This window comes from Pseudomonas sp. NGC7 (assembly GCF_047159675.1).
Taxonomy (GTDB): domain Bacteria; phylum Pseudomonadota; class Gammaproteobacteria; order Pseudomonadales; family Pseudomonadaceae; genus Aquipseudomonas; species Aquipseudomonas kermanshahensis.
Genome location: NZ_BAAFZY010000001.1, coordinates 2,317,059 through 2,343,962, shown reverse-complemented (window position 1 = coordinate 2,343,962; position 26,904 = coordinate 2,317,059). Strand labels below are relative to the sequence as shown.

Genomic DNA, 26,904 nt, shown 5'->3' with positions numbered 1-26,904 from the left:
GGCGATACCTTAACGGGTTTGGCCGATTGAGCCAATCCAAGCACTGTTTGCATTGATGTCAGGCGCGGCCCTTGTAGGGCCGTGCCTGGCAGGCCTCACGCCACCGCTTTTTCCACCCGGCGCCCGGCCTCCAGCTCGCGCACCAGCGGCAACACATGCTCACCGAAGTACGCCACCTCCTCCTGGAAATGCAGGAACCCTGAAAGGATCAAATCCACCCCCACCGCCTTCAGCGCAACAATGCGCTCGGCAATCTGCAGCGGTGTGCCGATCAGGTTGGTCTTGAACCCATCGTTGTACTGCACCAGGTCCTCGAAGCTGGACATGGCCCAGTTGCCCTCGCCTTCCGGGCTGGCCGCCCCGGCGTTCTTGACCTCATGCCCAAACGCCTTTACCGCCTCGGGGTTGGCCTTGTCGATGATCTCCTGCAACACCGCCCGCGCCTCTTCCTCGGTGTCGCGGGCAATGATGAAGGCATTCACCCCCACCTTGATCGCATGGCCGTTGGCGGCGGCCTTGGCACGCAGATCGTCGACCTGGGCCTTGATCCCCTCCACGGTATTGCCATTGGTGAAGTACCAGTCCGACACCCGCGCCGCCATGTCCCGCGCTGCTCGCGAGCTGCCACCTTGGAAGATTTCCGGGTGCGGCTGCTGCAGGGGTTTGGGCTTGAGGGTGTAGTCCCGGAAGCGATAGAAATCGCCGTTGAAGGTGAAATTGTCTTGGGTCCAGATGCCCTTCAGCGCACGGATGAACTCCTCTGAACGGCGGTAGCGCTCGTCATGGTCCAGCCACGGTTCACCGATGGCGTGGAACTCGCCCTTGAACCAGCCCGACACCAGGTTGATGGCGATCCGCCCGTGGGTGAATTGGTCGATGGTTGCCAGCTGCTTGGCCGCCAGCGCCGGGTTCCATGGCCCTGGAAGGATGGCCGCGATGACCTTGAGCTTCTCGGTGGCGGCCAGCAGCGCATGGCTGATGGTGACCGACTCGTGCTGGTTGTCAGCGCCGTAACCGGCAGTGAAACGGATTTGCGACAGGGCGTAGTCAAAGCCCGCCTTTTCGGCGATCTGCGCCAGTTTGCGGTTGTAGTCGATGTCCCAGCTGGTGCGCTGCTCGATGGTGCTCACCACCAGGCCACCGCTGACATTGGGGACCCAGTAGGCGAACTTGATTGGGGCTTGGCTCATGGGGAGGCTCCTTGGCTGTCCTCGAAGGGTTGAAGGAGACAACGCAGCAACCGTGCCAAACAAAAATAGCGTTGAGCCTCAATGGGATAGCCAACAGCGCAGACCGGGCGCGGTGCCCTCTGCGCAGCAGACTGTCGAAACACTGTTGCGGGGGCAACACGGCTAGCAGCGACTGGGAGGGTTCTTGCCGATATCACCTTCGGCAAAGATCTTCATTGTTTACATCCTCACTGTTGAGCGCTGACGCATCAGCGATGCTTGCGCATGCCCATGTGCGCATCGTCCATCAACGCCTTGGCCATTTCGCAAAGAAAGTGCGAGGCCCAGACCAGCGCAGGTTCGTCGTCCATCACGCCGATGAACGAGGCTCGTCTTGAGCAGTCCATCAGCACCGACGCCTGCTCGATGGCATGGTCGCAGCAGTTGCCGGGTTCTACGCGAAACAGGCGCTTGCCCTGAATCACGCCGTCCAGGCACGACGCGGAGCCTATGGTCAAACCCAGCGTGCCGGTGCGTTCTGGTAATACCTTGTCCATTGCATATCCCCCTGCGCTGTCGCGCCGAAAACAACGTTCGCAAGCGTATCGACGCCCCCTGTAGGAGCGGGCTTGCCCGCGAAGGGCTGCAAAGCAGCCCCGGCATCGGTGAATGTCAATGCAGCGTCTGCATGTGTGGCGTGACGGTCAGTTGCACCTGCGCAACCGCCGAGTCCAGCAATGTGCGCACAGCTTCCATTTCGTGCCTGACGGCCAGGGTCATGATCGAGGCAGGCGACTTGGGGAGTGTGGAGACGGCGTGGTGGCGGCTACGTGCGGGCCTGCAAGACCGGACTTGGAGGTCAATTGCCCGGCTGACCCGAAGGCCACCCGCACGCAGCCACCATTGAACAAAGCCAACAGCAAACTGAGACCAATCCAAGCAACGGGCTTGCAGACCCGGTCGTTGAATATGCAACGACCCAGCGAGACTAGGGGGCTCAGCTTTCCATCGCAATGACGCAATTGCCTGCAAAGAGTTATTCAGAAACGCCCTCCAAAGAAGAGCCAAAGTCTGATCATTTCCGGTAGCTCTGTATCAATTTCGTGCCGCATTTTTCCCGCTTGCCTAATACATATGGAAATCCGTATATTCGATTATCCATATGTAAAGAGCACCTCCATGATCACCCCACCCGAGGTCTTCAAGAACCTGGCCGACGAGACCCGCGCTCGTGCCACCCTGCTCATCGCCAACCTAGGCGAGCTCTGCGTTTGCGAGCTGATGTGCGCGCTCGACGACAGCCAGCCGAAAATCAGCCGCCATCTCGCCCAACTGCGAAGCAGCGGCCTGTTGCTGGATCGCCGCCAAGGCCAATGGGTGTATTACCGCCTCAACCCGAACCTGCCCACGTGGGTGCACGACATGCTGCAGGTGACGTTGCAGGCCAACGCCACCTGGCTGCAGGCGAACACAGCACGCCTGCAGCACATGGCCGACCGCCCCGTCCGCGCAGCCGCCTGCTGCTGAAGCCGCCACCCCGCGAGAGAGCCTTCCAATGCAAGTCCTGTTCATGTGCACCGCCAACAGCTGCCGCAGCATCCTCAGCGAAGCGCTGTTCAATCACCTGGCACCGCCAGGCTTCGCAGCCGTCAGTGCCGGCAGTTTTCCCAAAGGCCAGGTGCTGCCGCGCAGCCTCACCACCCTGCAGCAGGCCGGCATTTCCACAGAAGGCCTGCGCAGCAAAGGTAACGATGCCTTCGCCGCCAACCCGCCAGACATCGTCATCACCGTCTGCGATAAAGCCGCCGGTGAACCGTGCCCCGTGTACTTCGGCCCAGCCCTAAAAGCCCACTGGGGCCTGGAAGACCCTTCCGAGGTCGAGGGTGACGAGGCCGCGATTGACGCCGCGTTCAACGCCACGCTGGCCATCATCGAGCGACGCTGCAACGCCCTCTTCGCCCTCCCCTTCAATACCCTCGGCCACGACGAGCTCCAGCGCGAGCTGGACCGCATCGGCACGCTTTAAGGAGGCCCCATGCCCGAGCAACTGCCCAACCTCGACCTATCCCTGTTCGACGCAGCCCCAGCCGCGCCCCGTGCCAGCGAGCACAAACCGCGCATCCTGCTGCTGTACGGGTCGACCCGCGAACGCTCCTTCAGCCGCTTGCTGACTGAAGAGGCCGCCCGCCTTCTGCAGCATTTCGGTGCCGAGACGCGCATCTTCGATCCCTCCGGCCTGCCGTTGCCTGATGACGTGCCGGTAGAGCACCCCAAAGTGCAAGAACTGCGTGACTTGGTGCTGTGGTCCGAAGGCCAGGTCTGGTGCTCGCCCGAACGCCACGGCGCCCTGTCGGCCGTGTTCAAGGCGCAGATCGACTGGGTCCCCCTGGCCCTCGGCGCCGTACGCCCCACCCAAGGCAAGACCCTGGCCGTGATGCAAGTGTGCGGGGGTTCGCAGTCGTTCAACGTGGTCAACCAACTGCGCGTACTGGGCCGCTGGATGCGCATGTTCACCATCCCCAACCAGTCCTCGGTGCCCAAGGCGTACCTGGAATTCGACGATGCCGGCCGCATGAAGCCATCGCCCTACTACGACCGGGTGGTCGACGTGATGGAAGAGCTGGTGAAGTTCACCCTGTTGCTGCGCGACCGCACCGAGTTTTTGGTGGACCGCTATTCCGAGCGCAAAGAAAGCGCCGAGCAGCTTACGGCGCGGGTCAACCAACGTTCGATCTGAGTGATTACCGGGGACGGCGCGGCTTTGAAGCCGTCCCCGGCCCTTGACGCAACCTGCGGGTATCAGTACGTTTTCAGCCCCTTCCTTTTCGGCCCCCTCTGCAGTGCACCGCCCAGGCGTTAATTCGCGAAGCGGGCATTCAAGATGCCGACACTTATACGGTCGCCTAATGGCGTGCCGCTACTCCGTTATCAAGTGAACAAGGTTGATTACATGATCATTCGTCAGGCCAACGCCGCAGACCATCCACTGCTGCTCGACATCTGGCTGCGCGCCGTTCGCGCCACTCACCATTTTTTGCAGGCATCCGACATAGACGCGCTGCTGCCGCAGTTGCGCGATGTTTACCTTCCCGCTGTCGAGTTGTGGGTCGCGGTCGATGCTGAAGATTACCCGTTAGGCTTCATCGGGCTGAATCAGGAGCATGTGGAAATGCTCTTCATCGACCCCGACCTGCGTGGGCGTGGGATTGGGCGTGCGCTGCTGGATTACGCACGCGGTTCGCGGCACACGCTGAGTGTGGATGTGAACGAGCAGAACCCTGAGGCTGTGGGGTTTTATCTGCATTATGGGTTTGTGCAGACGGGGCGCTCTGAGGTGGATGGTGAGGGGCGGCCGTTTCCGTTGTTGCATATGAGTTTGCCGAGTTAAACGGTCGAGCTTGATGGGCAGCTGGGCTCGCGGAGCTAAGGCATCCGCCCCATGCCGTTTACTGGGCATCCCTAGCGCTCCAAAAGTATGATAGCCGTACTCCTTGACAGGCCTTCACTGTATGGCTAGGCCTTTATGAGTACGGCTATCATGCGTACTGCACAACATGACGGCCAGCCGAATCTACCTACTGACAAACACTTGAATTACCCTGCTGCAAATGTACATAGGCAACACCTATGAGAAACAGCATCATGCCTACAACCACTGAGACTTTATACGTTGCAAAACTGCAAAACCTGATCGTAAAACAACCAAGTCTGCAAAAGAACTCATTCGCAAGACACCAACCATTTCCGACCTTGATATGATCTCTTTCATTCTCGCCTCCACGTTCGCAAAAGTTGAAGTGAAGATGAATACTTACGATTGAGCTTTCCGAGACAGCCTTTGCGAGGGTTCACGCGCTGAGCGAGGAAAGCGAAGCATCTCCTACGACCCATGAAATCTAGACAAACTATTCAGAAGTAGAAATGACAATCCAAAACTCATCTACGCGCAAATGAACCTGAATGAAGCTCTGGAGGAGGTAAAGCTACATGCCACGGGCATTTTCGACGATACTGAAAATCTGGCTGCATTCATGACCATAGACTTTGCATCACTGAACAATGCGTGCCTGCAGTACTTATCGAAGAAGAACCAGCCCCCACATCTTGCGGGTGCCCAGGTGATCATGACCGCGGTGGGTGAGGCAAATCCAGGGACAGGGTTGGGCACTGACATTATGCTCTAATTTTTTGAAAAGGCTGTGACTGTGCCCGCATACATTCGGGTTAACCACGCTTGATGATGCGGGTGCAGATGGTTGCAAATCGATGTATATTTAGTTCATGGGCGTGATTGCTGCAAGTTTCAGTGACTGCTAACCCCGATTGAACGAAATTAGGCTAAGCTGAGCGATCTCCCAAAGGCTGGTAGCTGGTTGCTCAAACCCTACATAGTCGAACACAGCAACCCGCCAGAGCAGGTCCTTAAAAATGGTTAATTCGGTACAACTCGAGCTCATAGACGCGATAAATACTGCACGATCACCAATTGGAGCATTCATGCTTGGAATAGCAGGATATGCAGACCCTAACTCTCAACTAGCCAAACGAGCACACAACATAGTCATCCCTACTAAAGCCAGCCCATCACTACACACTGACAGCATCGGAAGAATCAATAGCCCCCTGGCTTACCATCTACCGCTAAAACCATCTATGGAGCACATAAAGAAAAACCCTAACAAAAATATTGAATTCTTGACCCTACCTATTAAGGCTGCAATCCTTCATGTAGGTGACGCCTTTTCTCGCTTTGGATATTTAAACAAAGCGCCTGAGCTTGAGTTCCTTAGGCACATTAGGAACGCCATCGCCCACGGGAACCGCTTCAATATAAAAACAGAACTAAAAAAAGCAGCTCAGTTCGACTCATATACGATTACTAAGTCCCTGAACGGCACAAAACTTTTGGCCGACGGAACTGAAGATGGTTTTTTGTACGCAGGGGATGCGTTAGCGCTCTTTGACTATCTGGAAGCTCGCCTTTCGGAAAATTACTATTTACTTCCAGACTAAAAACCGGAAATGAAATCAAGTAGATATGGTGTATTGGGGGCTCTACAGCCCATCGCAGGCATCAGCTACTAAGGGTCAGCGCAGGCCTTGAGATTTAAGTAGATCATCTGTTTGAGCAGATCCGAGGCATTACGTGAGGAGCCGTCAGATAACCGAAGCTTGCTGCATGGCTCGCGGCTGTCACATGACGTGATTTGAATGAGCGCTTATCGCTATATTCGACCAACGCCATCAGATCTATCAGAGCAAGATTGCTGCGATATGCGCGCTCAGGGTTGAGAGGGGTGTTGCCTGTATTGGGGCTGCTTCACAGCCCGTCGCAGGCAAGCCAGCTCCTACAGGTGCGGCGTAGGCTTTGAGATTTACGTTGCCGACACTGGTGCTGGGTGCCAGCGATGGTCCTTAGCGTCGAGAGGAATAGGGGCTTCGATGGCCGAACCTGGCTGGGAGGTAGCGCGATATCGAGTATCGCTATGATGCAGTGTGATCACGTCGGGCCAGTCTCGGTGAGGCGGTCTAAATGAGTGCCCATGGCTCACCGCGGTTGAGGTATGGAGGCCTCATGTCGCGCCAATAGCATCCGAAGAACCTGTTTCCGGACGAACCGCGATTTCTCTTGGTAAACTAGCTACCTTCCCTCCTCAAGCGAACATGGCCTGTGTAACAGGCTTAACAATCCGCCAGTGTGTGCACTGCTCGTTGCCACGGGAATTTGCTACACGTCGCCGCCCGGTTGCTAAATCGCAGCCACCGCTTGCTGAAATCGCCCTGAAAACCCCGAATCCGGTACGAAACACGTTGAACGAAATGACTGCAAAATCAGGCTCTAACCCAGTTGCGACAAGGCCTGAGCCGTCGCGCCGGTTCTCCGTAGCACCCATGATGGACTGGACAGACCGCCACTGCCGCTTCTTCCTGCGCCTGCTCTCCAAGCACACCCTGCTCTACACCGAAATGGTCACCACCGGCGCCCTACTCCACAACGACGCCCACCGCTTCCTGCGCCACGACGTGTCCGAGCACCCGCTGGCCCTGCAACTGGGCGGCAGCGTGCCGGCCGACCTGGCGGCCTGCGCGCGCCTGGCCGAGGAGGCGGGCTACGACGAGGTCAACCTTAACGTTGGCTGCCCGAGCGACCGGGTGCAGAACAACATGATCGGTGCGTGCCTGATGGCCCACCCGGCGTTGGTGGCTGATTGCGTCAAGGCAATGCGCGATGCGGTGTCGACGCCGGTGACGGTGAAGCACCGTATCGGCATCAATGGCCGTGACAGCTATGCCGAGCTGTGCGATTTCGTCGGCCAGGTGCGCGAGGCTGGGTGCCGGAGTTTTACCGTGCATGCGCGGATTGCGATTCTCGAAGGGCTGTCGCCCAAGGAGAACCGTGAGGTGCCACCTTTGCGCTACGACGTGGCGGCGCAGCTGAAAGCGGACTTCCCGGACCTTGAGATCGTGCTTAACGGCGGGATCAAGACGCTGGCGGAATGCCAGGCGCACCTTGAAACGTTTGATGGGGTGATGCTGGGGCGTGAGGCGTATCACAACCCTTACCTGCTGGCCGAGGTGGACCAGCAGTTGTTTGGCAGCGAGGCGCCGGTGATCAGCCGCAGTGAGGCGCTGGCGTTGTTGCGGCCTTATATCGTGGCGCACATCGAGAGCGGTGGGGCCATGCATCACGTCACCCGGCATATTCTGGGGCTGGCTCAGGGCTTCAAGGGGGCGCGGCGGTTCCGGCAGTTGTTGTCGGCGGATATTCACAAGGCGCCAGAGCCGTTGGTGGTGTTTGATCAGGCAGCGGAGTTAATGCAGGGTCATTGATGAATGAACCAGGGATGGATTGGCAATGAAGAAAAGGCGCACGCGTTCGCAAGGCAGCTTGGGTGTGGCAGTGGCGATCTTTGCCCCGGTGGGCATCATTCTGGCGGTCGCCTCGCAATACCCGACAATGATCGAGCGTAGGGTTGAGGCGAGAAAGGCGCAGGCGCGTGCGGCACAGCCGGCGCCTCGCCCTGAGGGGACCACGCTGGAAATTATCATGCCCGACGGCCAACGGCTCCAGGAAGGGCAATCGGGCACCTTGGGCGAAGCCCTGAAAAGCAGGTAGTCGGCAGCCTTGGGAACCTCGGGGCTGTGGGTGAATCGAATCATCACCTTGCGTAGAACTTCAGGGGCTTGCCTGCTGAGCTGGGCTGAGACCTTGGGGCTGCTGCGTAACCCATTCGCGACGCATGGCCGCGCCCACACGCGGTTTGCCCGAGCGGCTTCGACGGGCCTTGAGCGGCCGCCGGGGCTCGGGTAATGTCGAGCCATTGCACAGGACAGAGCACGCCCATGACCTCCAAGCTGGAACAACTCAAGCAGTTCACCACCGTGGTCGCCGACACCGGGGACCTGGACGCCATCACCCGCCTGAAACCGGTCGATGCCACCACCAACCCGTCGCTGCTGCTCAAAGCCGCCGCCATCCCCGGCTATGCCGACCTGCTCAAGCAGGTAAAAGGTGATGCCAAGGGCGATGTGGACCTGGCCTGCGACAAGTTCGCGGTCGCGGTCGGTTCTGGGATCCTCAAAGTCATCCCTGGCCGTATCTCCACCGAAGTGGATGCGCGCTTGTCGTTCGATGAGCCGGCCCTGCTGGCCAAGGCCCGCCAGTTGATCGCGCTGTACGACGCCGCCGGGGTCAGTAAAGACCGCGTGCTGATCAAGCTGGCCTCGACGTGGGAAGGCATCCGCGCCGCCGAGAAGCTGGAGAAGGAAGGCATCCAGACCAACCTGACCCTGCTGTTCTCCTTCGCCCAGGCCCAAGCCTGCGCCGATGCCGGGGTGTTCCTGATCTCGCCGTTCGTGGGCCGTATCTACGACTGGTACAAGAAGAGCACCGGCAAGGAATACGTCGGTGCCGAGGACCCGGGTGTGCAGTCGGTTACGCGCATCTACGACTACTACAAGACCAATGGCTACAACACGGTGGTCATGGGTGCCAGCTTCCGCAACATCGGCCAGATCGAGCAACTGGCAGGCTGCGACCGCCTGACCATCAGCCCCGAACTGCTGCAGCAGTTGAGCGATGACCAGGGCGACCTGCCGCGCGTGCTCGAGCCGGGCAACACGGGCGAGGCCAAGCAGGTATTGAGCGAGAGCCAGTTCCGCTGGGCGATGAACGAAGATGCCATGGGCACCGAGAAGCTGGCCGAGGGTATTCGCCAGTTCGCGCGGGATCAGGAGAAGCTGGAGAAGTTGATGGCTGAAAAGGCCTGATACATTTTGGGTTTGCCTGACGGGCGGGAAATGTTCAGCATTTTCCGCCCGTTTTTGGTTTGGCGCTAAGCTGCGCCAGGCTTCCGAGGTATTTTGAATTCGATGGCCTATTCGCGGGCAAGCCCGCTCCCACCGGTACCGTGCTGCGTGAATGGGCTGTCTAGCCACCAGAGCTGTTGATGACCTCTTCCCTACCCCTTGTTCTCGCCGGCCCGGTACTGCGCCGCCTGGAGCCACAGCGCCTGGCCATTTGGCTGGTCGCAACGCATCCCTTGCAACCTGAATTTGCCCTTGATGGCGTAGAACACTCGGCCAAGGTCACTTGCCAGGTGATCCCGATAGGCCAGCACGCGTTTATTCATTTGCTGGACATCCACGTTGCCCAGCCGCTCCCCTGCAACCAGACGCTGGGCTACGACCTGCGCATCAATGGCCAGGGCATCGCAGACTGGGCACCCCACATGCTCTACCCCGGTGAAACGCGCCCACACTTCGTGTTGCGTGATCGCCTGGACCATTTGCTGCACGGTTCTTGCCGCAAGCCGCACCACCCCGCCGCTGACGGCCTGCTCTGCGCCGACCGTTTGCTGCAACAGTGCCAACACCCCGAACAACGCCCTGCGGTGCTGCTGATGACCGGCGACCAGGTGTATGCCGATGATGTCGCCGGGCCCATGCTGCGCGCGATCCACGTCCTGATCGAACGCCTGGGGCTGTTCGACGAACAGCTGGACGGTGCAGTCGTCGCCGACAGCGCGGCGCTCTATCGCCACCCGGCCAGTTACTACCACCGCGCCGACCTGCTGCCCGCGCAGGAACGTAACGACAGCCTGCGCGAGCGCTTTTTCGGGGGTAAGCGCAAGCCGATCTTCTCGTCCAGCAACGCCGACAACCACTTGGTAACCTTCGCCGAGGTCATGGCCATGTACCTGCTGGTGTGGTCACCCGAACCCTGGCGGCTGGTCAACCTGGACATGCCCGCAGGCCTCACCGATGAACGCCAGGCGCGTTATCGGCAGGAGGTGCCACTGATCGAGGCCTTCGCCGACAACCTCGGCCAGGTGGCGCGGGTGATGGCACACCTGCCGTGCCTGATGATCTTCGACGACCACGACATCACCGACGACTGGAACCTCTCGGCGCAGTGGGAAGAAACCGCCTATGGCCACCCGTTCTCGCGGCGGATCATCGGCAATGCGCTGCTGGGCTACCTGCTGTGCCAGGCCTGGGGCAACGACCCGGATGGCTGCGGGCCGCTGGTCGAACGCTGCCAGGCGCTGACCGGTGCGCCACTGGCCAGCCAGGCACAGGATGAGCTGATCGGCGAGCTGTTGCGCTTCCAAGGCTGGCAGTTCAGCCTGCCCAGCAACCCACCCTTGCTGGTACTCGACACCCGCACCCGGCGTTGGCGCAGCGAAACCAGCCTGGCAAAGCCTTCGGGCCTGCTCGACTGGGAGGCGCTGAGCGAGCTGCAGCAGGCGCTGCTCGATCATCCTTCGGCGATTATCGTGTCACCGGCACCGATCTTCGGGGTAAAGCTGATAGAAACCGTGCAAAAGGTATTCAGCTGGATGGGCTACCCGTTGCTGGTGGATGCCGAGAACTGGATGGCCCATCGGGGCGCGGCCCAGGTGATTCTGAATATCTTCCGCCACTCGCGCACGCCCGGGCATTACGTGGTGCTCTCAGGGGATGTGCATTATTCGTTCGTCTATGAAGTGCTGATTCGACACCGCCAACGCAGCCCGCACTTGTGGCAGATCACCAGCAGCGGGATCAAGAACGAATTCCCCAGGCGTTTGCTGGATGTGCTCGACCGGCTTAACCGCTGGCTGTATTCACCGCGCTCGCCGCTGAACTGGTTTACCAAGCGGCGGGAGATGGAAGTGGTGCCGCGTACGCCCAGCGGTAGCAAGGCGGGTGAGCGGTTGTGGAATGGTGCGGGGTTGGGGCAGGTGTTTTTTGATGAGCAGGGGCGGCCGGCACGGGTGTTTCAGCTGGATGCCGGTGGGCGGGATGTGACGGAGTTTGTTGGGCCGGAATGAGGGAGTTTTTAGCCTGTACCGGCCTCTTCGCGGGGCAAGCCCGCTCCCACAGTTGAGATACCTGTGGGAGCGGGCTTGCCCCGCGAAGAGGCCGGCACAGGTTTAAAGCGTACTCAAGACCGCTCCAGCGCATTCACCAGGTCATGAAACGCTTCGCGGTTGGAGTCATTGAGCCCCATGAGAATCTTGTGCGCCTCCAGCACCTTGGAGCGCACCACTTCTTCGTTCTGGTCCTGCGACGGCAAGTCGGTCAGGCACTCTGGGCACGGTATTGGGCGATCGACTATGTTGAACACCTGATCGAAGCCCATGGACTGCAACAACCGGGAAATGTCCGGGTTGGTGGTGACCACGGTTGGCAGCAGCCCCACTTTCTGGCGCGACAGAATCGACAACTTGGCCAGCAGGCCCAAGGTGGTGCTGTCGATGCTCTCGGTTTCAGTCAAATCGATGACGATGGCCGAGAAGTTCAGCGCGGTGAAAATCTTCTCGATCGTCGCATCCAGCGCCGAACACAGGGTCAGGCGCACTTCACCGACGAATTTCAGTACAAAGGTACCGCTTTGCTCGGCGAACTGAATTCTACCGGTACTCATTGAAGGTTCCTGCTCAACACCAATAGGGCGATATCATCCGGCATCTCCCCAAGCGTAGCCAATCCAAATCGTTGCCGCAGCCCATCCAGGCTGCCACCCGCTGCCTTGACGATTTCTGGCAAGGCGGCTTCTTTATCTTTGAGCGTGTCACCTGGCAAAAGGTCCAGAATGCCATCGGACATCAAGCTGAGGCTGAACACCGGCGGCAGCTCCACCACCAGGTCCTGGTAACTGGCCTCGTCGAACAACCCCACCGGCAGGCCGCGGCCTTCCAGGTAGCGGGTATTGCCCGGGGTGTACAGCACCGGCAGCGGCAGGTGGCCGCCCACGGCATAGGTCAACAGCCCGGTGTCTTCATCGATCACGCCGCCCACCATGGTCACATGCTTGCCCAACTTGCAGTTGATCAGCCCGCGGTTGATGTGGCTGAGCACTTGCGAGGGCTTGAATTCACGCATCTTGCTCCCGCGCTTGAATTCGAACAACAGGCGCGTGGTCATGAACTTCAGCAACACCGTGACGAACGCCGACGAGGCGCCGTGCCCCGAGACATCGGCGAGGTAGAAGGCAATGCGCCGATCATCCACGCGGAAGTAGTCGGCAAAATCGCCCGACAGGTACAGCGACGGGATGATCTGGTGCTCGAAGGCAAACTCGCCGGCCACCCAGGGGCTTTCCGGGAGCATGTTCATCTGCACCTGCCGGCCAGCGGTCTGGTCTTCCTGCAACAGGTGCAGGCTGGCCTCCAGCTCGCGGTTGGCGGCTTCGAGCTTGTCGCGGTAGCGCTGGTTTTCCAGCACCAGGCGCGAACGGTCAAGGGCCCGGCGCACCGAGTGCTCGAGCACGGCAAGGTCTTCCAGCGGCTTGATCAGGTAGTCGGCGGCGCCCAGGCGCAAGGCCTCGACCGCATCGCTCATCACGCCGGCACCCGACACCACGATCACCGGCAGCTGCGGCGCGCGCTCGCTGATCTGGCGGATCAGTTCGAGCCCGCCCATCTGCGGCATGCGCAGATCGCAGATCACGAGGTCGGGCTGGTGTTCTTCGAAGACCTGAAGCCCCTGCTGGCCATTACCGGCCTGGAGGACGCTGAAACCACTGTCTTCAAGATAGGCGGCGAGGCTCGCACGGACCACGTCGTCGTCATCGATGATCAGCAGCGTTGCACTGGTTTTCTGCATGTGGGCGAACGGCGCCGATTTAGGTTGGTGCAGCGGTGTCGGCAAGGCTGACGGCCAGCTACGGGAATACTCTGTGGTAACACTCTACTTGAGTTGTAGGACAAGAAGACCCGCCCGGCAACTGTCAGAGGTACCCTGTAAGGCGCAGACGGTACTCCCATCCGCCAGGCGTTTCAAGCGTGCAAGGGTCGACCTCGCTGCTCTTTACAGGGCAAATCACCGAGAGTTATAAGAAAGCCGACCCGCGCAACCTAAAGGGAAGGATGCAGCATGCCCCAGACACCCTCTAACCACAGCGAAAAACGCGATTTCATCCGCATGCGCATCGACACCGACATCAGCCTGTTGCACCAAGGCCAGGTGATTGCAGCCGTGTGCCTGGACCTGTCCAGCGGGGGCATGCAAGTGCAGGCGCCGCAGCGGTTTCAGGTAGGGGATACGCTTGAGGTGAGGATCGATTCCGATCACAAGGCGCTGAAAGGCCTGCATGCCAGCACCGAGGTGGTGTGGATCGCCGACCAGCCCGACGGGCAGCAGAAATTCGGCTTGCGCATCCTGGCGATGCATTGACGCTGGGGCTGCTTGGCAGCCCCGTGGCTTAAATTAGAAACAATCAGAAATCATCTTCGACTTCGCCGTCCTTTACCTTGAACTCACGGTTCTGCAGGTAGGCGTTACGAATGAAGATGTATTTGTCACCCTGCATCAGCTTCTCAGCCGACAACAGGCTGGCACGGGTATCGACGACGTCAACCGCAAGGCTCGTGTTACGCGTCGGTACGTGGTTGATGTAGCGGTAGGGTTCGGTGTAGCTGTCCGGGTACTTGGCCAGGCCGTCACGCACGGTGCTTGGGCCCAGCAACGGGATAACCACGTAAGGGCCGCTGCCCACGCCCCAGTAACCCAAGGTCTGGCCGAAATCTTCGTCGTTGCGCTGCAGGCCCATCTTGGTGCCGACGTCGAAGAAGCCACCAAGGCCGAAGGTGGTGTTGACGATCAGCCGCGCCGTGTCCACGCCCGCCGCATGCGGTTTGAGCTGCAGAATGTCGTTGGCCAGGTTGGTGACATCGCCCAGGTTGCGGAAGATGTTATGGATGCCATCTTCGAGGAACTGCGGCGTCACTGCCTGGTAGCCCTTGGCCAATGGCTTGAGGGCATAGGTGTCGACCGTATCGTTGAACCTGAAGATCGGGCGGTTGACCGCCTCCCAAGGGTCTTCCTCGGTGGCCGCTTGGGTGGCCGCCACGGGCGCCAGCAACAAGCTGGCGCAGACACAGGCCTGGGTGACTCGCTCGATCACACCGGCACCGATCCTACGCATAGATGTCTCTCCATCGAATTTCTTGGCCGCAGCCGCACCGGGCGTGCTGCTGATAAGGCGCAAGTATAAGGGCTTGCGGGCTGATCACCAGCATTACACATTTTTGCTCAAGATTTTGTGAACGTATGTTGCCTCGTCATCGGCTGGTAACAATAGCGGCCTAGCCTGCGGACTATTTCAGGGAAGTTGCCATGCACGATGCGTCCACCTTCACTGCTGTGCTGTTTGGCCTGCGTGGCTGCCTGGTCCAGGGTGCGAACGGCAACCCCTTGCCCGCGCCCGGCGCCCTGGCAACGCTCACCAGCCTGCGCCAGCGCCAGGTGCCCTGCATCTGGCTGGACGACCTGACTGCCACACAAGGCAAACGCCTGGCCAACGTGCTGCCCGACTGGCTGCCGGGGCACGCGGTCAACGGCGTGCGCTGGCCCGCGCCAAACGCTTGCTGGCAGGCGCTGATGGCACTGGACAGCGCGCGCCTGGATGGCTGCGTACTGGTCAGCGGTGACCCTGCACTGCTGCAATCGGGCCTGAACGCCGGCTTGTGGACCGTGGGCCTGGCGGCCTGCAGCCCGTACTGCGACCTCAGCTCCCGGCATTGGCAAGCCATGAGCCAACAGGAACAAGACCTGGCCCGTGGCAAGGCCACCCTCGCGCTGTTCAGCCTGGGCGTGCACTCGGTGATCGATCACCTCGAAGCCCTGGACACCTGCCTGCAGGACATCGCCCAGCGTCGGCGCAAGGGCGAAAAACCCTGATACAGCACCTTTGACGCGGATCATGCAAAGCGGCTGCGAGTGGATTACATTGAAAGCAGGCCAGAACCTTTGCCGCTTCGCTGAGGTCCATGGCTTGCCAAGCCATTGATGGAGAAAAGCCAATGCCTGCCCGCGAATTGCAAGAGCGACTGAACAGCTTGCGCGAGCAACTGGACCGTAACGTGCCGCTTTCGAAAGAAGAGCTGACCGAAATGCACGAAGAAGCGCGCCAGATCGAAGCGCAACTGAAGCTTGAGGAAGCCACGCCTGACAACAACCTGGTGGACGGGGTCAATCTGGCGATCGATCGTTTTGAGCTCGACCACCCAGATTTAGCCGCTACCCTGCGCAATGTTTTCAACTCATTGCACAGCATGGGTATCTGAATAGCTGGGGGCGCTTCGCACCCCATTCGCGGGCAAGCCCGCTCCTACAGGACAGCGCGCTGCGCTAAAACCTGTGGGAGCGGGCTTGCCCGCGAATGGGGCGCGAAGCGCCCCCAACGGCGGTGACCTTACTGCCGAACCAACCGCCCATTCACTGGGCTGATCGCCCCCATGCTGCGGTACGGGTTGATATCCAGCCCACCCCGGCGCACATACCGTGCATACACCGTCAAATGCTCCGGCTGCAGCAGGTTCTTCAAGTCCAGGTAAATCCGCTCCACGCACTGCTCATGGAAGTCGGCGTGCTGCCGGAAGCTGATCAGGTAAGTCAGCAGGCTGGCAGGGTCCAGCGCCCTGCCCTTGTACTCGACCACCACGCTGCCCCAATCCGGCTGGCCGGTGACGGGGCAGTTGGACTTGAGCAAATGGCTGTGCAGGGTCTCTTCAACCACACGCTGCGCATCGCAACGCAGCAACTCCGGCTGCGGCTGCTCATAGTTGCTGATGGTCACATCCAGCGCGTCGATGCACTGCCCCGGCAATGCCACAACGCCCTGAGCCTCCACCTCGGCCAACGTGCGAACCTTGACGCCGACCGGCTTGCCAGCCGCCGCAGACAAGTCTTTCTCCAGGCAGGCCTGCAGCTCGCCGATCGAGGCAAAAACCGTCTGGTTCAGCGAGTTCAGGTACAACTTGAACGACTTGGACTCGATGATATTCGGCGAGTCTGCAGGAATGGCGAACTCGCCGATCGCCACCACCGGCTTGCCCGACGGCAGCAGCCACGACAGCTCGAAGCAGTTCCAATAATCCACGCCCTGCCACGGCAGGGTCTGGGCAGTAACGCCCAACTCGGCCCACTTGGCAGTACGCGGGATCGGGAACAGCAGCTCAGGGGAGTAGGTAGCGATGTATTCGCTGGACTTGCCCAGCGGGGAGTGTTCGGCGGCGGGATGCATGGAAACTGACCTGAAGGTTCGAAATGCCCCTAGTCTACCGTTTTTGCGCCCCGCCTTGGGCCTGATGTCACTCGATGGTCAATGGCCCGACCATCCCTGCCTGGTAATGCCCAGGTACGTTGCAGGCAAACTCGATGGGTGCCGACTTGCGGAACGTCCAGGTCAGTTCGGCACGCTGGCCAGGCTGCACCAGTACGGTGTTGCCCCCGCCGTGGCCGTGGCCTTCGCCGTGGTTCATCTGGCCGTGGTCCATGCCTTCATGGTTCATGCCTGCGGTGAACAGCTTGCCTTGCATCGCAATCATTTCTTTCTGATGCTCAGCATGCATGGCCTTGTCGCCCAGGTTGAATTCGTGGGGCAACTTGCCCTCATTGATCAACACGAAGCGCACCGTCTCGCCTGCCTTGACCTCCAGGCTTTTCGGTTCGAAGGCAATGTCCTTGAGCACCACCTCGACCGTACGGGTGGCCTTGCCAGCCGGGGCAGGCTCGCCAAAGGCGAAACTGTCGGCACTGCCCGCAAACGTGGGCAGGCTTGCCACGGCAAGGGCGGCGGCGATGAACAGGCGTTTCATGATGACTCCAAAATACACAACGTGATGAGAGCACCTTAATCAGGTGGGGCTGGCGGCTACCTGACGGGAAGATTACAACTTTGTCAGTTTGGGCGAGCGCCGACATCGTCACGTATCATTTCCCGGTAGACGCTGCGCCCCCTCCAGAACTGTGGACACTGCATGAAACTGTTGATCGTTGAAGACCAGGCCCGCACCGGCCAGTACCTGAGCCAGGGCCTCAGCGAGGCAGGCTTTGCCACCGAATTGGCGGCCGATGGCGAAACAGGCCAACACCTGGCACTGACCGGCGACCACGACTTGCTGATCCTCGACGTGATGCTGCCAGGCCGCGACGGCTGGCAGATTTTGCACGCAGTGCGCCAGGCCGGCCTGGACACCCCCGTGCTGTTCCTGACCGCCCGCGATGCGGTAGAAGACCGTGTGCACGGCCTGGAGCTGGGCGCCGACGATTACCTGGTCAAGCCGTTTGCCTTTTCCGAACTGCTGGCCCGTGTACGCAGCCTGCTGCGCCGTGGCGCCAGCCCGAGCCAGGACACCACCTTGAGCCTGGCCGACCTGCGCCTGGACCTGATCCGCCGCCGCGCCGAGCGCGCCGGCCAGCGCATCGACCTGACCGCCAAAGAGTTCGCCCTGCTCGAATTACTGCTGCGGCGCCAGGGCGAGGTACTGCCCAAATCGCTGATTGCCTCGCAGGTCTGGGACATGAATTTCGACAGTGACACCAACGTCATCGAAGTGGCCATCCGCCGCCTGCGCCTGAAAATCGACGAGCCGCACACCAACAAGCTGATCCACACCGTGCGGGGCATGGGCTATGTGCTGGAGGAGCGTCAGGATTGATGCGCCGACTTTCCCTCGGCAGCCGCCTGGCGCTGCTGTTCGCGGCCTGCACCGCTGCCGTTTCGCTGGGGGCTGGCGTGCTGTTCAGCCGTGCCAGCGAGCAGCACTTCATCGAACTCGACCAACAGTTGCTGGAATCTCGCCTGTCGCTGTTTCGCACGCAGCTGGCCGGCGTCGTCGGGCCCGCCGAACTGGGCGCCCGCCTCCCCGCCCTGCGCGATGAACTCAGCCACCAGGCCGACTTGGCCCTGCGCATCAGCGGCCATGACGGTACGCCGTGGTTCGACAGCCGCACGCAATTGCCCAACACCACGCCGCCCTCTGGGCTTGCCACTTTGCACACCGACGGCGCCGACTACCGCAGCCTGGCCATGCCCCTGAACCCGGCCGACCCGCAGTCTGCGCAGCTGACCCTGTACCTCGACATCACCCACCATCAGCACTTCCTGCAGGGCATGCAGCGCCTGATCTGGCTAACGGTCGGCCTCTCGGCCCTGGCCACCGCCCTGCTCGGTGCCTGGGCCGTACGCCGGGGGCTGAGGCCGCTGCGGCAGATGGGCCAGGTTGCGGCCAGCGTGTCGGCCCGCTCGCTGACCACCCGGCTGCCAGTGGCGCAGATGCCGGAAGAGCTGGCCGAACTGGCCACCACCGTGAACGCCATGCTGCAGCGCCTGGACGATGCCTTCCAGCGCCTGTCGGCATTCTCCGCCGACATCGCCCACGAACTGCGCACACCACTGTCCAACCTACTGACCCACACCCAGGTCACCCTCACCCGCCCGCGCAGCCTTGAGGAGTACCGCGAGGCCTTGCATGGCAACCTGGAGGAGCTGCAGTGGATGGCGCAGATGATCAACGACATGCTGTACCTGGCCAAGGCCGACCATGGCCTTCTGGTGCCTGGCCAAGCCACGCTGGCACTGCATGAAGATGTCGATGCATTGCTGGAGTATTACGCGCCGCTGGCCGAGGACCGCGACGTGACGCTGCTGCGCCAAGGCCAGCTGCTGTTGCAGGGGGATCGGCCCATGCTGCGCCGCGCGTTGTCGAACCTGCTCGACAATGCCTTGCGCTTCACCCCACCCGGTGGGCAGGTACGCGTGACGCTGGAGCCTGGCTTGCGGGTTTGCGTGGCCAATACCGGGGAGGCAATCGCACCGGCTGCATTGCCCCGCTTGTTTGACCGGTTCTACCGTGTGGACCCGGCGCGGCGCGAAGGCAGCACGGAGCACGCTGGGTTAGGGCTGGCGATTACCCGGTCGATCGTGCAGGCGCATGGTGGGCGTATACGGGCAGAGTGCGAGGGTGGCTGGACGCGGTTTGTGATCGAGTTACCTGGCAATCAATAGAACCGCAGCTCCTGCATCGGCGTGTAGGAGCAGCCTTGTGCTGCGAAGAGGCCGGTGCAGGCTGCAGCAACCTGTTTGCCTGCACCGGCCTCTTCGCAGCACAAGGCTGCTCCTACAATGAACGCGGATCAGCGCTTCAAACCGCCAGGCCAATCGCCGGCTGCACCTGCGATGCCCGGTACGCCGGGTAAATGGTCGCCAAGAAGCTCATCACCAACCCCGCCGCACAGATGATCACCACATCGCCCCACTGCAGTTCCGACGGCAGGCTGCTGATGAAGTACACGTCCGAGGTGAAGATATGCTGGCCGCTGACCCGCTCCAGCCAGCCAACGATCTGGCTGACATTGAACGCGGCAATCACCCCCAGCACACCGCCGATCAAGGTCCCGACAATACCAATCAAGCTGCCCTGGACCATGAACGTACCCATGATCTGCGCAGGCGTGGCACCCAGGGTGCGCAGGATGGCGATATCCGGCCCTTTGTCGTTCACCACCATGACCAACGTGGCAATGATGTTGAACGCCGCCACCGCGATGATCATCATCAGCAGCAGGCCGATCATGGTCTTTTCCATCTTCATGGCGCTGAACAGGCTGCCTTGGGTGTGCGACCAGTCATCAGCACGGTAGGCATCGCCCAGGCCGGCCGCGATGGCTTTGGACACCTGCGGCGCCGCATACAGGTCATGCAGCTTGAGCCGCACGCCTTGTACCTGGCCCGGCGCCCAACGCTGCATTTCGCCCGCATCGGCGACGTGAATGTACGCCTGCGAGCCATCCAGCTCTGCGCCGACTTTGAAGATACCGACCACGGTCAGGCGCTGCATGCGCGGGGTGATGCCACCCGGCGCCTTGCTGATTTCCGGCACGATCAGGGTCAGCTTGTCGCCCGTGTTCAAGCGAAAACGCCGCGCGCTCAGCTCACCGAGCACCACGCCAAACTCACCTGGCTTAAGGTCCTGCAGGCGGCCCTGGACAATATGCTGGCCGACAATCGAAACCTTGCCTTCCTCTGCCGGGTCGATGCCGCTGACCTGGATCGGCTGCATCGCGCCCTTGTAAGAGAGCATGCCTTCCATTTCGGTGATTGGCGCCGCGGCCATCACCGCCGGGTCCTTCAGGGCGGCATCGGCGACGGTGCGCCAGTCATCCAGCGGCTGCACACCAAGGATGCTGGCATGGGGCACCAGGCCGAGGATGCGCGAGCTCATCTCGCGCTGGAAGCCGTTCATTACCGACAGCACCACGATCATCGCCAGCACGCCCAGCGACAGGCCGATCATCGAGGTCATCGAGATGAACGAGATGAAATGGTTGCGGCGCTTGGCACGGGTGTAGCGAGCACCAATGAACAAGGGCAAGGGTCTGAACATGTAAAACACCCAATGAAAGAGTTGCGGGGCAGCTCAGGCCACCCCGTGCAAGCGGCTCAGATCGCCACCAGGTGACCGTCGTCGAGTTTCAACACACGGTCCATCTGGCGCGCCAGGTTGAGGTCGTGGGTCACCACCAGGAACGCGGTACGCGAAGCGCTAGACAGCTCCTGCATCAGTTCCTGGATGCCCTGGGCGGTATGGTGGTCGAGGTTGCCGGTCGGCTCGTCGAGCATCACCAGGCCCGGGCGGTTGACCAGGGCGCGGGCGATCGCCACACGCTGGCGCTCACCGCCGGACAACTCAGCAGGCTTGTGGTGCAGGCGGTGGCCAAGGCCGACGCGCTTGAGCAGAGCCTCGGCGCGCTCACGCGCCTCAGGGATGGCGGTGCGGCCGATCAACAGCGGCATGCACACGTTCTCCATGGCGGTGAACTCGGGCAGCAGGTGGTGAAACTGGTAAACGAAGCCCAGTGCCCGGTTGCGCAACAGGCCACGCGCGCGCTCACCCAGGGCCGACAGCTCCTCGCCCGCCAGCCAGACACTGCCCTGGGTAGGCGTGTCGAGGCCGCCAAGCAGGTTGAGCAAGGTGCTCTTGCCAGAGCCCGAGCTGCCGACGATGGCCACGCGTTCACCCGGGTGCAGCTCCAGCTGCAAGCCAGACAGCACCTGCACCGACTCCGGGCCCTCGTCGTAGGACTTGCCCAGGTTGCGGCAACTCAGAACGGCTTTATCACTCATGCGCGACTCACTCATAACGTAGCGCCTCTGCAGGCTGGGTGCGGGCCGCACGCCAGGCCGGATACAGGGTGGCGAAGAAACTCAGGACCAGTGCCGCGGCACAGACCATGTACACGTCATTGGCCATGATCTGCGACGGCAGGTAATCAATGAAATACACGTCGGCGTTGAGGAACTTGTGCCCGATCAGCTTCTCGATGCCGGCAATCGCCGCACTCACGTTGAGCGCGGCAAGAATGCCGACGCCGGCGCCGATCAAGGTGCCAATCACCCCGATCACCGTACCTTGCACCATGAAGATGGCCATGATCTGCCCAGGCGTGGCGCCGAGGGTGCGCAGGATCGCGATGTCGCCGCGCTTGTCATTAACCACCATCACCAGGGTAGAAATGATGTTGAACGCCGCCACCGCCACGATCAGCAGCAACAGCAGGCCGATCATGGCCTTTTCCATGCGGATCGCCTGGTAAAGGTTGCCATGGGTGCGGGTCCAGTCACGGCTGTAGAACTCCTGCTCGCCCAGCTGCTGGGCGATAGACCAGGCCACGCGCGGCGCCTGGAACAGGTCGTCGAACTTCAGCCGCAGGCCTTGCACCTGGTTCGGTTTCCAGCGGTGCAGGCGGGACAGGTCGCTGATGTTGGTCAAGCCCAGGTAACCGTCGATTTCACCGGCGCCCACGTGGAAGGTACCGACCACGGTAAAGCGCTTCATGCGCGGGAACATGCCGGCCGGGGTCACGCTGACCTCGGGGGCGACGAAGGTCAGCTTGTCGCCGATGGCCACACCCAGCTTGGCGGCAGCCTTGTCGCCGATCATGATGCCCCACTCGCCCGGTGCCAACTGGTCGAGACGGCCTTGCTGGACGAAGTTGTCGATGATCGACACCTCGCGCTCGCGGGCCGGGTCGATGCCATTGAGCAGCACCTTCTGCACCTTGCCTTCATGGGTCAGCAGGCCCTGCATCTGGGTGAAGGGCGCTACCGCCACCACCTGCGGATTCTGCTTTACTTGTTGGGCAAGCGCAGGCCAGTCGTCAAGCGGCTGGCCGCTCTCGAGCGTGGCATGGGGAATCATGCCGAGCACGCGGGTACGCATCTCGTGGTCGAAACCGTTCATGACCGAGAGCACCACGATCATGACCACCACGCCCAGGGCGAGGCCGATCATCGAGGTCAGGGAAATGAACGAGACGAAGTGATTGCGACGTTTGGCACGGGTATAACGCGTGCCGATGAATGCGAAAAGAGGTCTGAACATGTCGGGGCTTGTTCGGATGAAAGGGAACGTCCTTGTGGCGGGGCGCTTACGGCGGCTTTACACTCGGACCACCGCCGCTACCATGGGTTCGCCATGACGACATTAGACGAAGAAGATCGCCGCGAATACTACCGCATCGCAGATCGGATCGCACTTCAAATCAACCCCTTGAGCGCGGCTGAAGCCCTTGACCCAGAAGTGTTGCAGGATGATTCGCCGCTGTTCAACCTGCTCAGCGAGCTGCACCTGTCCGACTTCGAAGCCCAGCACCTGCTGCGCCAGCTGAGTGACAAGGACCGCACCCTGGCGGCGTTTTTGCGCGCGCAAAGCAAACGCCTCGACCTGCTCAGCGCCGTGGTCGCGCAAACCCTCATCGGTGAGGTCGGCCAGCCGCAGACAGTGGTCATCTCCGAAGGCGGCATCGAGTTCACCCAGGCCCAGGCCATCGCCCCCGACACCCGCGTGAAGGTGAAGATGGTGCTGATGCCCCGCGCCCACGGCCTGCTGCTGCGCGGCAAGGTCACCCACTGCGACCCACGCCCTGACGGCGGCTTTGAGGTCGGCACCGAATTCATCGACATGACCGACGCCCAGCGCCAACTGCTGGCCCGATACATCCTGCAGCGCCAGCAACAACAACGGCGCCAGCAGCTGGAGCAGAATGACCCTGCCTCCTGAGCCTCTTCCCCTTGAATTGAAGGAACGAACGTGACCCTGATCTACGGCCATCGCGGCGCCAAGGGCGAAGCGCCCGAGAATACCCTGAACAGCTTCCGCCAGTGCCTGTCCCACGGCGTCAATCGCTGTGAACTGGACCTGCACCTGTCGGCCGACAACGAACTGATGGTGATCCACGACTCGACGCTCAAGCGCACCACCGGCAGGCGCGGTAAGGTGGTCGAGCACCCGGCAGCCGACCTGGTCACCTATGACGCACGCAAAGGCGGCCCGGGCCATGTGCAGCCCTGCCCTATCCCGAAACTGGAAGAACTCTTCGAAAAATGCGCCTTCGAGCATTGGCAGCTGGAGGTCAAGAGTGCCTCGCGCACCCGCGCCGCCACCACGGTGCTGGCCATTCGTGAACTGGCCCAGCAATACGGCCTGCTGGACAAGGTCACCATCACCTCGAGCTCACGCGAAGTGCTGGGCGCCGCACAAGAGCTGGTACCCGACGTGTCTCGCGGGCTGGTGGCCGAATACGCCTGGCTCGACCCACTGAAGGTCGCGCAAAACTACGGCTGCGAGTTGCTGGCCTTGAACTGGACACTGTGCACCCCAGAGCGCCTGCTCAAAGCCCAGGGCCAGGGGTTGCATGTGTCGGTGTGGACAGTCAACGAACCGGCACTGATGCGCCGGCTCGCTGATTTTGGCGTGGACAGCCTGATTACAGACTTTCCCGGTTTGGCCAAGACCACCCTCGGGTAGGGCTGAAATCGGTATCCCCGACCGGCTCAGGCCACCGGTCGGAGCCGCTTAAAAAAGCCGGTTCAGGCCGTCGTAGGCAGCTACCCGATAGGCTTCGGCCATGGTCGGGTAGTTGAACGTGGTGTTGACGAAGTACTTCAGGTTATTCAGCTCGCCCGGCTGGTTCATGATCGCCTGGCCGATATGGACGATTTCCGAAGCCTGGTAGCCGAAGCAGTGCACGCCGAGGATTTCCAGGGTTTCGCGGTGGAACAGGATTTTCAGCATGCCCTGTGGCTCGCCGGCGATCTGCGCGCGGGCCATGCCCTTGAAGAAGGCCTTGCCCACTTCGTACGGTACCTTGGCCTGGGTCAGTTCCTGCTCGTTCTTGCCGATCGAGCTGATCTCCGGAATGGTGTAGATACCGGTCGGCACGTCATTGACGAAGCGCCAGCTGCCATTGTCGACGATGCTGCCCGCAGCCGAACGGCCCTGGTCATGGGCGGCACTGGCCAGGCTCGGCCAACCGATCACGTCACCGGCACCGTAGATGTTCGACACGGTGGTGCGGTAGGCCTCGTCGACCTCAATCTGGCCGCGGCTGTTGACCTTGATGCCGATGTTTTCCAGGCCCAGCTTGTCGGTGTTGCCGGTACGGCCGTTGCACCACAGCAAGGCGTCGGCCTTGATCTTCTTGCCCGACTTCAAGTGCAGGATCACACCGTTGTCCAAGCCTTCGACCCGGTCGTACTCCTCGTTGTGGCGCACGGTGATGTTGTTGTTGCTGAAGTGGTAGCTCAGCGCCTGGGAAATTTCCGAATCCAGGAAGCTCAGCAGCTGGCCACGGTTATCGACCAGCTCGACCAGCACACCCAGGCCGCTGAAGATCGAGGCGTATTCGCAACCGATCACGCCGGCGCCGTAGACGATCAGTTTGCGCGGGGTGTGGCTGAGGCTGAGGATGGTGTCGCTGTCATAGACGCGTGGGTGGTGGAAGTCGATGTCGGCCGGGCGATACGGGCGCGAGCCGGTGGCGATGATGATCTGCTTGGCGTTGAGCTTTTCGACCACACCGTTGGGGCAGACCACTTCGATGGTCTGCTCGTCGGCGAAGCTGCCGGTGCCGAAGAACAGGTCGACACGGTTGCGAGCGTAGTAGCCGGTGCGCGAAGCGACCTGCTTGGCAATGACCTTTTCGGCGCTCTTGAGCACGTCCGGGAAGGAGAACCAGCGCGGCTCGCCGATGGCGCGGAACATCGGGTTGGTGTTGAACTGCATGATCTGCCGCACCGAGTGACGCAGTGCCTTGGACGGGATGGTGCCCAAGTGGGTGCAGTTGCCGCCGACCTGGCGACGGCTGTCGACCATCGCCACCTTGCGCCCTGCTTTGGCGGCGTTCATTGCCGCGCCTTCTCCGGCCGGGCCGGAACCCAGCACCACTACGTCGTAGTTGTAGACAGCCATGCGTACTCCTTCAGAACTGGCCCGCGAGTCACGGTGGCTCGCGGGGCGCGATCATGTCGCCGGGGCGCCATGAGAAAATTCGGTTGCAGTCTAATCAAGCGTGAACGCCGCGCACATTAACCCTTGGTCGCGTCGTAGGCCAATTTTGCCTGCACTACATGTGGTTCACCGATTCCCTGGCGATCATCCATCCTTGCGCTTTCACTCGCCTTTCATTGCCCGTGCAAACGCTGGGGTCGCTCGGGAGACGAAGCCACCCTCGGCCCGAGTCACCAATACGGCGGCAAGGTTATGGCTGACGGCGAAATCCCAGCCGCGCTCGGGGCCGAGAATCAGCAGCAGGGTCGAGAACCCGTCAGCCTTCAGCGCCGAGGCGTCGAGCACAGTGGCCGCAGCCAGGTCGTGCGCGACCGGGCGCCCGAGACGGGCATCGAAGGTGTGCGAATAGCGCCGGCCATTCTGCTCGAAATAGTGGCGATAGTCACCCGAGGTCGATACCGAAAGCCCATCCACCGGGATGACTTGGCGGGCGATCTGGCGGTCTTCACGGGGCAGCTCGAGGGCGATGCGCCACGGGCTGCCGTCGGGTTTGCGGCCAACCGCCTTGAGCTCGCCGGTGGCTTCGGCGATGAAACTGCTGATGCCCATGGCCTGCAGGCGCTGGGCGATCAGGTCGACGGCGTGGCCGGCGGCGATGCTGTTGAAATCCAGTTCCACCGGGGCATCCTTGCACAATGCCTGGCCTTCGATGCGCAGGTGCTGGTAGCCCACGCGCAGGCGGGCCTGGGCCAGGGCTCGCGGGTCGGGCACCTGCTCGTGACGGGCCTGGGGGCCGAAGCCCCAGAGGTCGAGCAGCGGCTCGACAGTGAGGTCGAAGGCGCCGGCACTTTGCGCCGCCAACTGCTGGCCGAAGCGGACCAGGTCGAGCATGTCTGATGGCAATGCCAGGCATTGATTGGCCGGCAGCTGGTTGAACTGGCTGACAGTGGAATCGCTGCGGTAGGTGGAATAGTGCTGGTCGATGTCCTGGAGGATGGCTTCGACTTCAGCCTGCACCTGGGCTGGGGCCGGGCCACCGGGGGCGCGGACGTACTGGATGCTGTAGCTGCTGCCCATGGTCGGGCCGCCCAGGCGCTCAAGGGTCGGGCCCTGGTTGCAGGCGGTGAGGAGCATCAGGATGAACAGGAGGGCTGCGCGCAAATTCGGACTCT

The 26,904-nt window shown here is 61.4% G+C and carries 29 protein-coding genes; 17 read left to right on the top strand and 12 right to left on the bottom strand.

Annotated features, from left to right (window positions below; all coding sequences use genetic code 11):
• Nucleotides 1-95 precede the first annotated feature (95 nt).
• Nucleotides 96-1,190 (bottom strand): dimethylsulfone monooxygenase SfnG, encoded by a 1,095-nt coding sequence (gene sfnG, locus ACMCNM_RS10720; protein WP_412764316.1) that lies wholly within the window; start codon nt 1,188-1,190, stop codon nt 96-98.
• Nucleotides 1,191-1,438: 248 nt separating this feature from the next.
• Nucleotides 1,439-1,726, bottom strand: coding sequence for a DUF3077 domain-containing protein (locus ACMCNM_RS10715; RefSeq protein WP_258703843.1), 288 nt, complete (start codon nt 1,724-1,726; stop codon nt 1,439-1,441).
• Between the two features lie 622 nt (nt 1,727-2,348).
• Here ACMCNM_RS10715 and ACMCNM_RS10710 point away from each other — a divergent pair.
• From ACMCNM_RS10710 to ACMCNM_RS10665, 10 genes are all read left to right on the top strand, one after another.
• Entirely contained in the window at nt 2,349-2,696 is a 348-nt protein-coding gene (locus ACMCNM_RS10710) for a metalloregulator ArsR/SmtB family transcription factor (RefSeq protein ID WP_099453403.1), read from the top strand.
• Between the two features lie 28 nt (nt 2,697-2,724).
• Nucleotides 2,725-3,195 carry an arsenate reductase ArsC gene (locus tag ACMCNM_RS10705; protein WP_027596594.1) on the top strand — a complete coding sequence of 157 codons (471 nt, stop codon included), beginning with the start codon at nt 2,725-2,727 and terminating at the stop codon, nt 3,193-3,195.
• A 9-nt stretch (nt 3,196-3,204) separates the two neighbouring features.
• Entirely contained in the window at nt 3,205-3,906 is a 702-nt protein-coding gene (arsH, locus tag ACMCNM_RS10700) for an arsenical resistance protein ArsH (RefSeq protein WP_186682226.1), read from the top strand.
• Nucleotides 3,907-4,119: 213 nt separating this feature from the next.
• On the top strand, nt 4,120-4,557 hold the full coding sequence (locus tag ACMCNM_RS10695) for an acetyltransferase (protein WP_412764315.1): 438 nt from the start codon (nt 4,120-4,122) through the stop codon (nt 4,555-4,557).
• A 562-nt stretch (nt 4,558-5,119) separates the two neighbouring features.
• A complete protein-coding gene (locus tag ACMCNM_RS10690) occupies nt 5,120-5,353 on the top strand; it encodes a hypothetical protein (protein ID WP_027596596.1) in 234 nt (77 codons plus the stop codon).
• A gap of 313 nt (nt 5,354-5,666) precedes the next feature.
• The gene (locus ACMCNM_RS10685) at nt 5,667-6,182 is read left to right on the top strand and encodes a hypothetical protein (protein WP_143491104.1); all 516 of its coding nucleotides are present in this window, start codon (nt 5,667-5,669) and stop codon (nt 6,180-6,182) included.
• Between the two features lie 807 nt (nt 6,183-6,989).
• Nucleotides 6,990-8,000 (top strand): tRNA dihydrouridine(20/20a) synthase DusA, encoded by a 1,011-nt coding sequence (dusA, locus tag ACMCNM_RS10680; protein ID WP_099453399.1) that lies wholly within the window; start codon nt 6,990-6,992, stop codon nt 7,998-8,000.
• A 25-nt stretch (nt 8,001-8,025) separates the two neighbouring features.
• The gene (locus tag ACMCNM_RS10675; RefSeq protein ID WP_265970312.1) at nt 8,026-8,286 is read left to right on the top strand and encodes a hypothetical protein; all 261 of its coding nucleotides are present in this window, start codon (nt 8,026-8,028) and stop codon (nt 8,284-8,286) included.
• A gap of 227 nt (nt 8,287-8,513) precedes the next feature.
• The gene (gene tal / locus ACMCNM_RS10670; RefSeq protein WP_412764314.1) at nt 8,514-9,440 is read left to right on the top strand and encodes a transaldolase; all 927 of its coding nucleotides are present in this window, start codon (nt 8,514-8,516) and stop codon (nt 9,438-9,440) included.
• 179 nt (nt 9,441-9,619) lie between these two features.
• On the top strand, nt 9,620-11,485 hold the full coding sequence (locus ACMCNM_RS10665) for an alkaline phosphatase D family protein (RefSeq protein WP_412764313.1): 1,866 nt from the start codon (nt 9,620-9,622) through the stop codon (nt 11,483-11,485).
• Nucleotides 11,486-11,598: 113 nt separating this feature from the next.
• On the opposite strand, the gene rssC is transcribed toward ACMCNM_RS10665, so the two are convergent.
• Nucleotides 11,599-12,081: an anti-sigma factor antagonist RssC gene (gene rssC / locus ACMCNM_RS10660; protein ID WP_027596601.1), complete on the bottom strand. Its 483-nt coding sequence runs from the start codon at nt 12,079-12,081 to the stop codon at nt 11,599-11,601.
• Nucleotides 12,078-13,262 (bottom strand): two-component system response regulator RssB, encoded by a 1,185-nt coding sequence (rssB, locus tag ACMCNM_RS10655; protein ID WP_027596602.1) that lies wholly within the window; start codon nt 13,260-13,262, stop codon nt 12,078-12,080. Before rssB ends, rssC begins: the two co-directional genes overlap by 4 nt.
• Before the next feature lie 270 nt (nt 13,263-13,532).
• Here rssB and ACMCNM_RS10650 point away from each other — a divergent pair, with 270 nt between their 5' ends.
• The gene (locus ACMCNM_RS10650; protein ID WP_027596603.1) at nt 13,533-13,832 is read left to right on the top strand and encodes a PilZ domain-containing protein; all 300 of its coding nucleotides are present in this window, start codon (nt 13,533-13,535) and stop codon (nt 13,830-13,832) included.
• 43 nt (nt 13,833-13,875) lie between these two features.
• Here the strand turns inward: ACMCNM_RS10650 and ACMCNM_RS10645 are convergent, their stop codons facing one another.
• Entirely contained in the window at nt 13,876-14,583 is a 708-nt protein-coding gene (locus tag ACMCNM_RS10645) for a VacJ family lipoprotein (RefSeq protein ID WP_027596604.1), read from the bottom strand.
• Nucleotides 14,584-14,774: 191 nt separating this feature from the next.
• On the opposite strand from ACMCNM_RS10645, the gene ACMCNM_RS10640 reads away from it, so the two are divergent.
• Nucleotides 14,775-15,338 carry a phosphonoacetaldehyde phosphonohydrolase-related protein gene (locus tag ACMCNM_RS10640; protein WP_186682238.1) on the top strand — a complete coding sequence of 188 codons (564 nt, stop codon included), beginning with the start codon at nt 14,775-14,777 and terminating at the stop codon, nt 15,336-15,338.
• A 122-nt stretch (nt 15,339-15,460) separates the two neighbouring features.
• The gene (locus tag ACMCNM_RS10635; protein ID WP_186703861.1) at nt 15,461-15,724 is read left to right on the top strand and encodes a DUF4404 family protein; all 264 of its coding nucleotides are present in this window, start codon (nt 15,461-15,463) and stop codon (nt 15,722-15,724) included.
• 128 nt (nt 15,725-15,852) lie between these two features.
• Here ACMCNM_RS10635 and queF read toward each other — a convergent pair whose 3' ends face one another.
• Together queF and ACMCNM_RS10625 are read right to left on the bottom strand one after the other, a co-directional pair.
• Nucleotides 15,853-16,683: an NADPH-dependent 7-cyano-7-deazaguanine reductase QueF gene (queF, locus tag ACMCNM_RS10630; protein ID WP_252827203.1), complete on the bottom strand. Its 831-nt coding sequence runs from the start codon at nt 16,681-16,683 to the stop codon at nt 15,853-15,855.
• Nucleotides 16,684-16,750: 67 nt separating this feature from the next.
• The gene (locus ACMCNM_RS10625) at nt 16,751-17,257 is read right to left on the bottom strand and encodes a plastocyanin/azurin family copper-binding protein (RefSeq protein ID WP_412764312.1); all 507 of its coding nucleotides are present in this window, start codon (nt 17,255-17,257) and stop codon (nt 16,751-16,753) included.
• A 162-nt stretch (nt 17,258-17,419) separates the two neighbouring features.
• On the opposite strand from ACMCNM_RS10625, the gene cinR reads away from it, so the two are divergent.
• Nucleotides 17,420-18,100, top strand: a complete 681-nt coding sequence (cinR, locus tag ACMCNM_RS10620) for a two-component system response regulator CinR (protein WP_412764311.1) — start codon at nt 17,420-17,422, stop codon at nt 18,098-18,100.
• Nucleotides 18,097-19,449 carry a heavy metal sensor histidine kinase gene (locus ACMCNM_RS10615; RefSeq protein ID WP_412764310.1) on the top strand — a complete coding sequence of 451 codons (1,353 nt, stop codon included), beginning with the start codon at nt 18,097-18,099 and terminating at the stop codon, nt 19,447-19,449. The genes cinR and ACMCNM_RS10615 overlap by 4 nt, the downstream gene beginning before the upstream one ends.
• A gap of 136 nt (nt 19,450-19,585) precedes the next feature.
• On the opposite strand, the gene ACMCNM_RS10610 is transcribed toward ACMCNM_RS10615, so the two are convergent.
• The 3 genes from ACMCNM_RS10610 to ACMCNM_RS10600 are packed head-to-tail and all read right to left on the bottom strand — an operon-like array spanning nt 19,586 to nt 22,825.
• Nucleotides 19,586-20,827: a lipoprotein-releasing ABC transporter permease subunit gene (locus tag ACMCNM_RS10610; protein WP_027596610.1), complete on the bottom strand. Its 1,242-nt coding sequence runs from the start codon at nt 20,825-20,827 to the stop codon at nt 19,586-19,588.
• A 56-nt stretch (nt 20,828-20,883) separates the two neighbouring features.
• Nucleotides 20,884-21,567, bottom strand: a complete 684-nt coding sequence (gene lolD / locus ACMCNM_RS10605) for a lipoprotein-releasing ABC transporter ATP-binding protein LolD (protein ID WP_172960376.1) — start codon at nt 21,565-21,567, stop codon at nt 20,884-20,886.
• Between the two features lie 7 nt (nt 21,568-21,574).
• Nucleotides 21,575-22,825: a lipoprotein-releasing ABC transporter permease subunit gene (locus ACMCNM_RS10600; protein ID WP_027596612.1), complete on the bottom strand. Its 1,251-nt coding sequence runs from the start codon at nt 22,823-22,825 to the stop codon at nt 21,575-21,577.
• Between the two features lie 93 nt (nt 22,826-22,918).
• Here ACMCNM_RS10600 and ACMCNM_RS10595 point away from each other — a divergent pair, with 93 nt between their 5' ends.
• Both ACMCNM_RS10595 and ACMCNM_RS10590 read left to right on the top strand, forming a co-directional pair.
• Nucleotides 22,919-23,503, top strand: a complete 585-nt coding sequence (locus ACMCNM_RS10595) for a PilZ domain-containing protein (RefSeq protein ID WP_412764309.1) — start codon at nt 22,919-22,921, stop codon at nt 23,501-23,503.
• Between the two features lie 30 nt (nt 23,504-23,533).
• Nucleotides 23,534-24,250, top strand: a complete 717-nt coding sequence (locus ACMCNM_RS10590) for a glycerophosphodiester phosphodiesterase (RefSeq protein WP_186682250.1) — start codon at nt 23,534-23,536, stop codon at nt 24,248-24,250.
• 48 nt (nt 24,251-24,298) lie between these two features.
• Here ACMCNM_RS10590 and sthA read toward each other — a convergent pair whose 3' ends face one another.
• Nucleotides 24,299-25,693, bottom strand: coding sequence for a Si-specific NAD(P)(+) transhydrogenase (gene sthA / locus ACMCNM_RS10585; RefSeq protein WP_027596615.1), 1,395 nt, complete (start codon nt 25,691-25,693; stop codon nt 24,299-24,301).
• Nucleotides 25,694-25,894: 201 nt separating this feature from the next.
• Complete coding sequence (locus tag ACMCNM_RS10580; protein ID WP_186682252.1) at nt 25,895-26,893, bottom strand: FAD:protein FMN transferase; 999 nt, start codon at nt 26,891-26,893, stop codon at nt 25,895-25,897.
• Nucleotides 26,894-26,904: the final 11 nt, after the last annotated feature.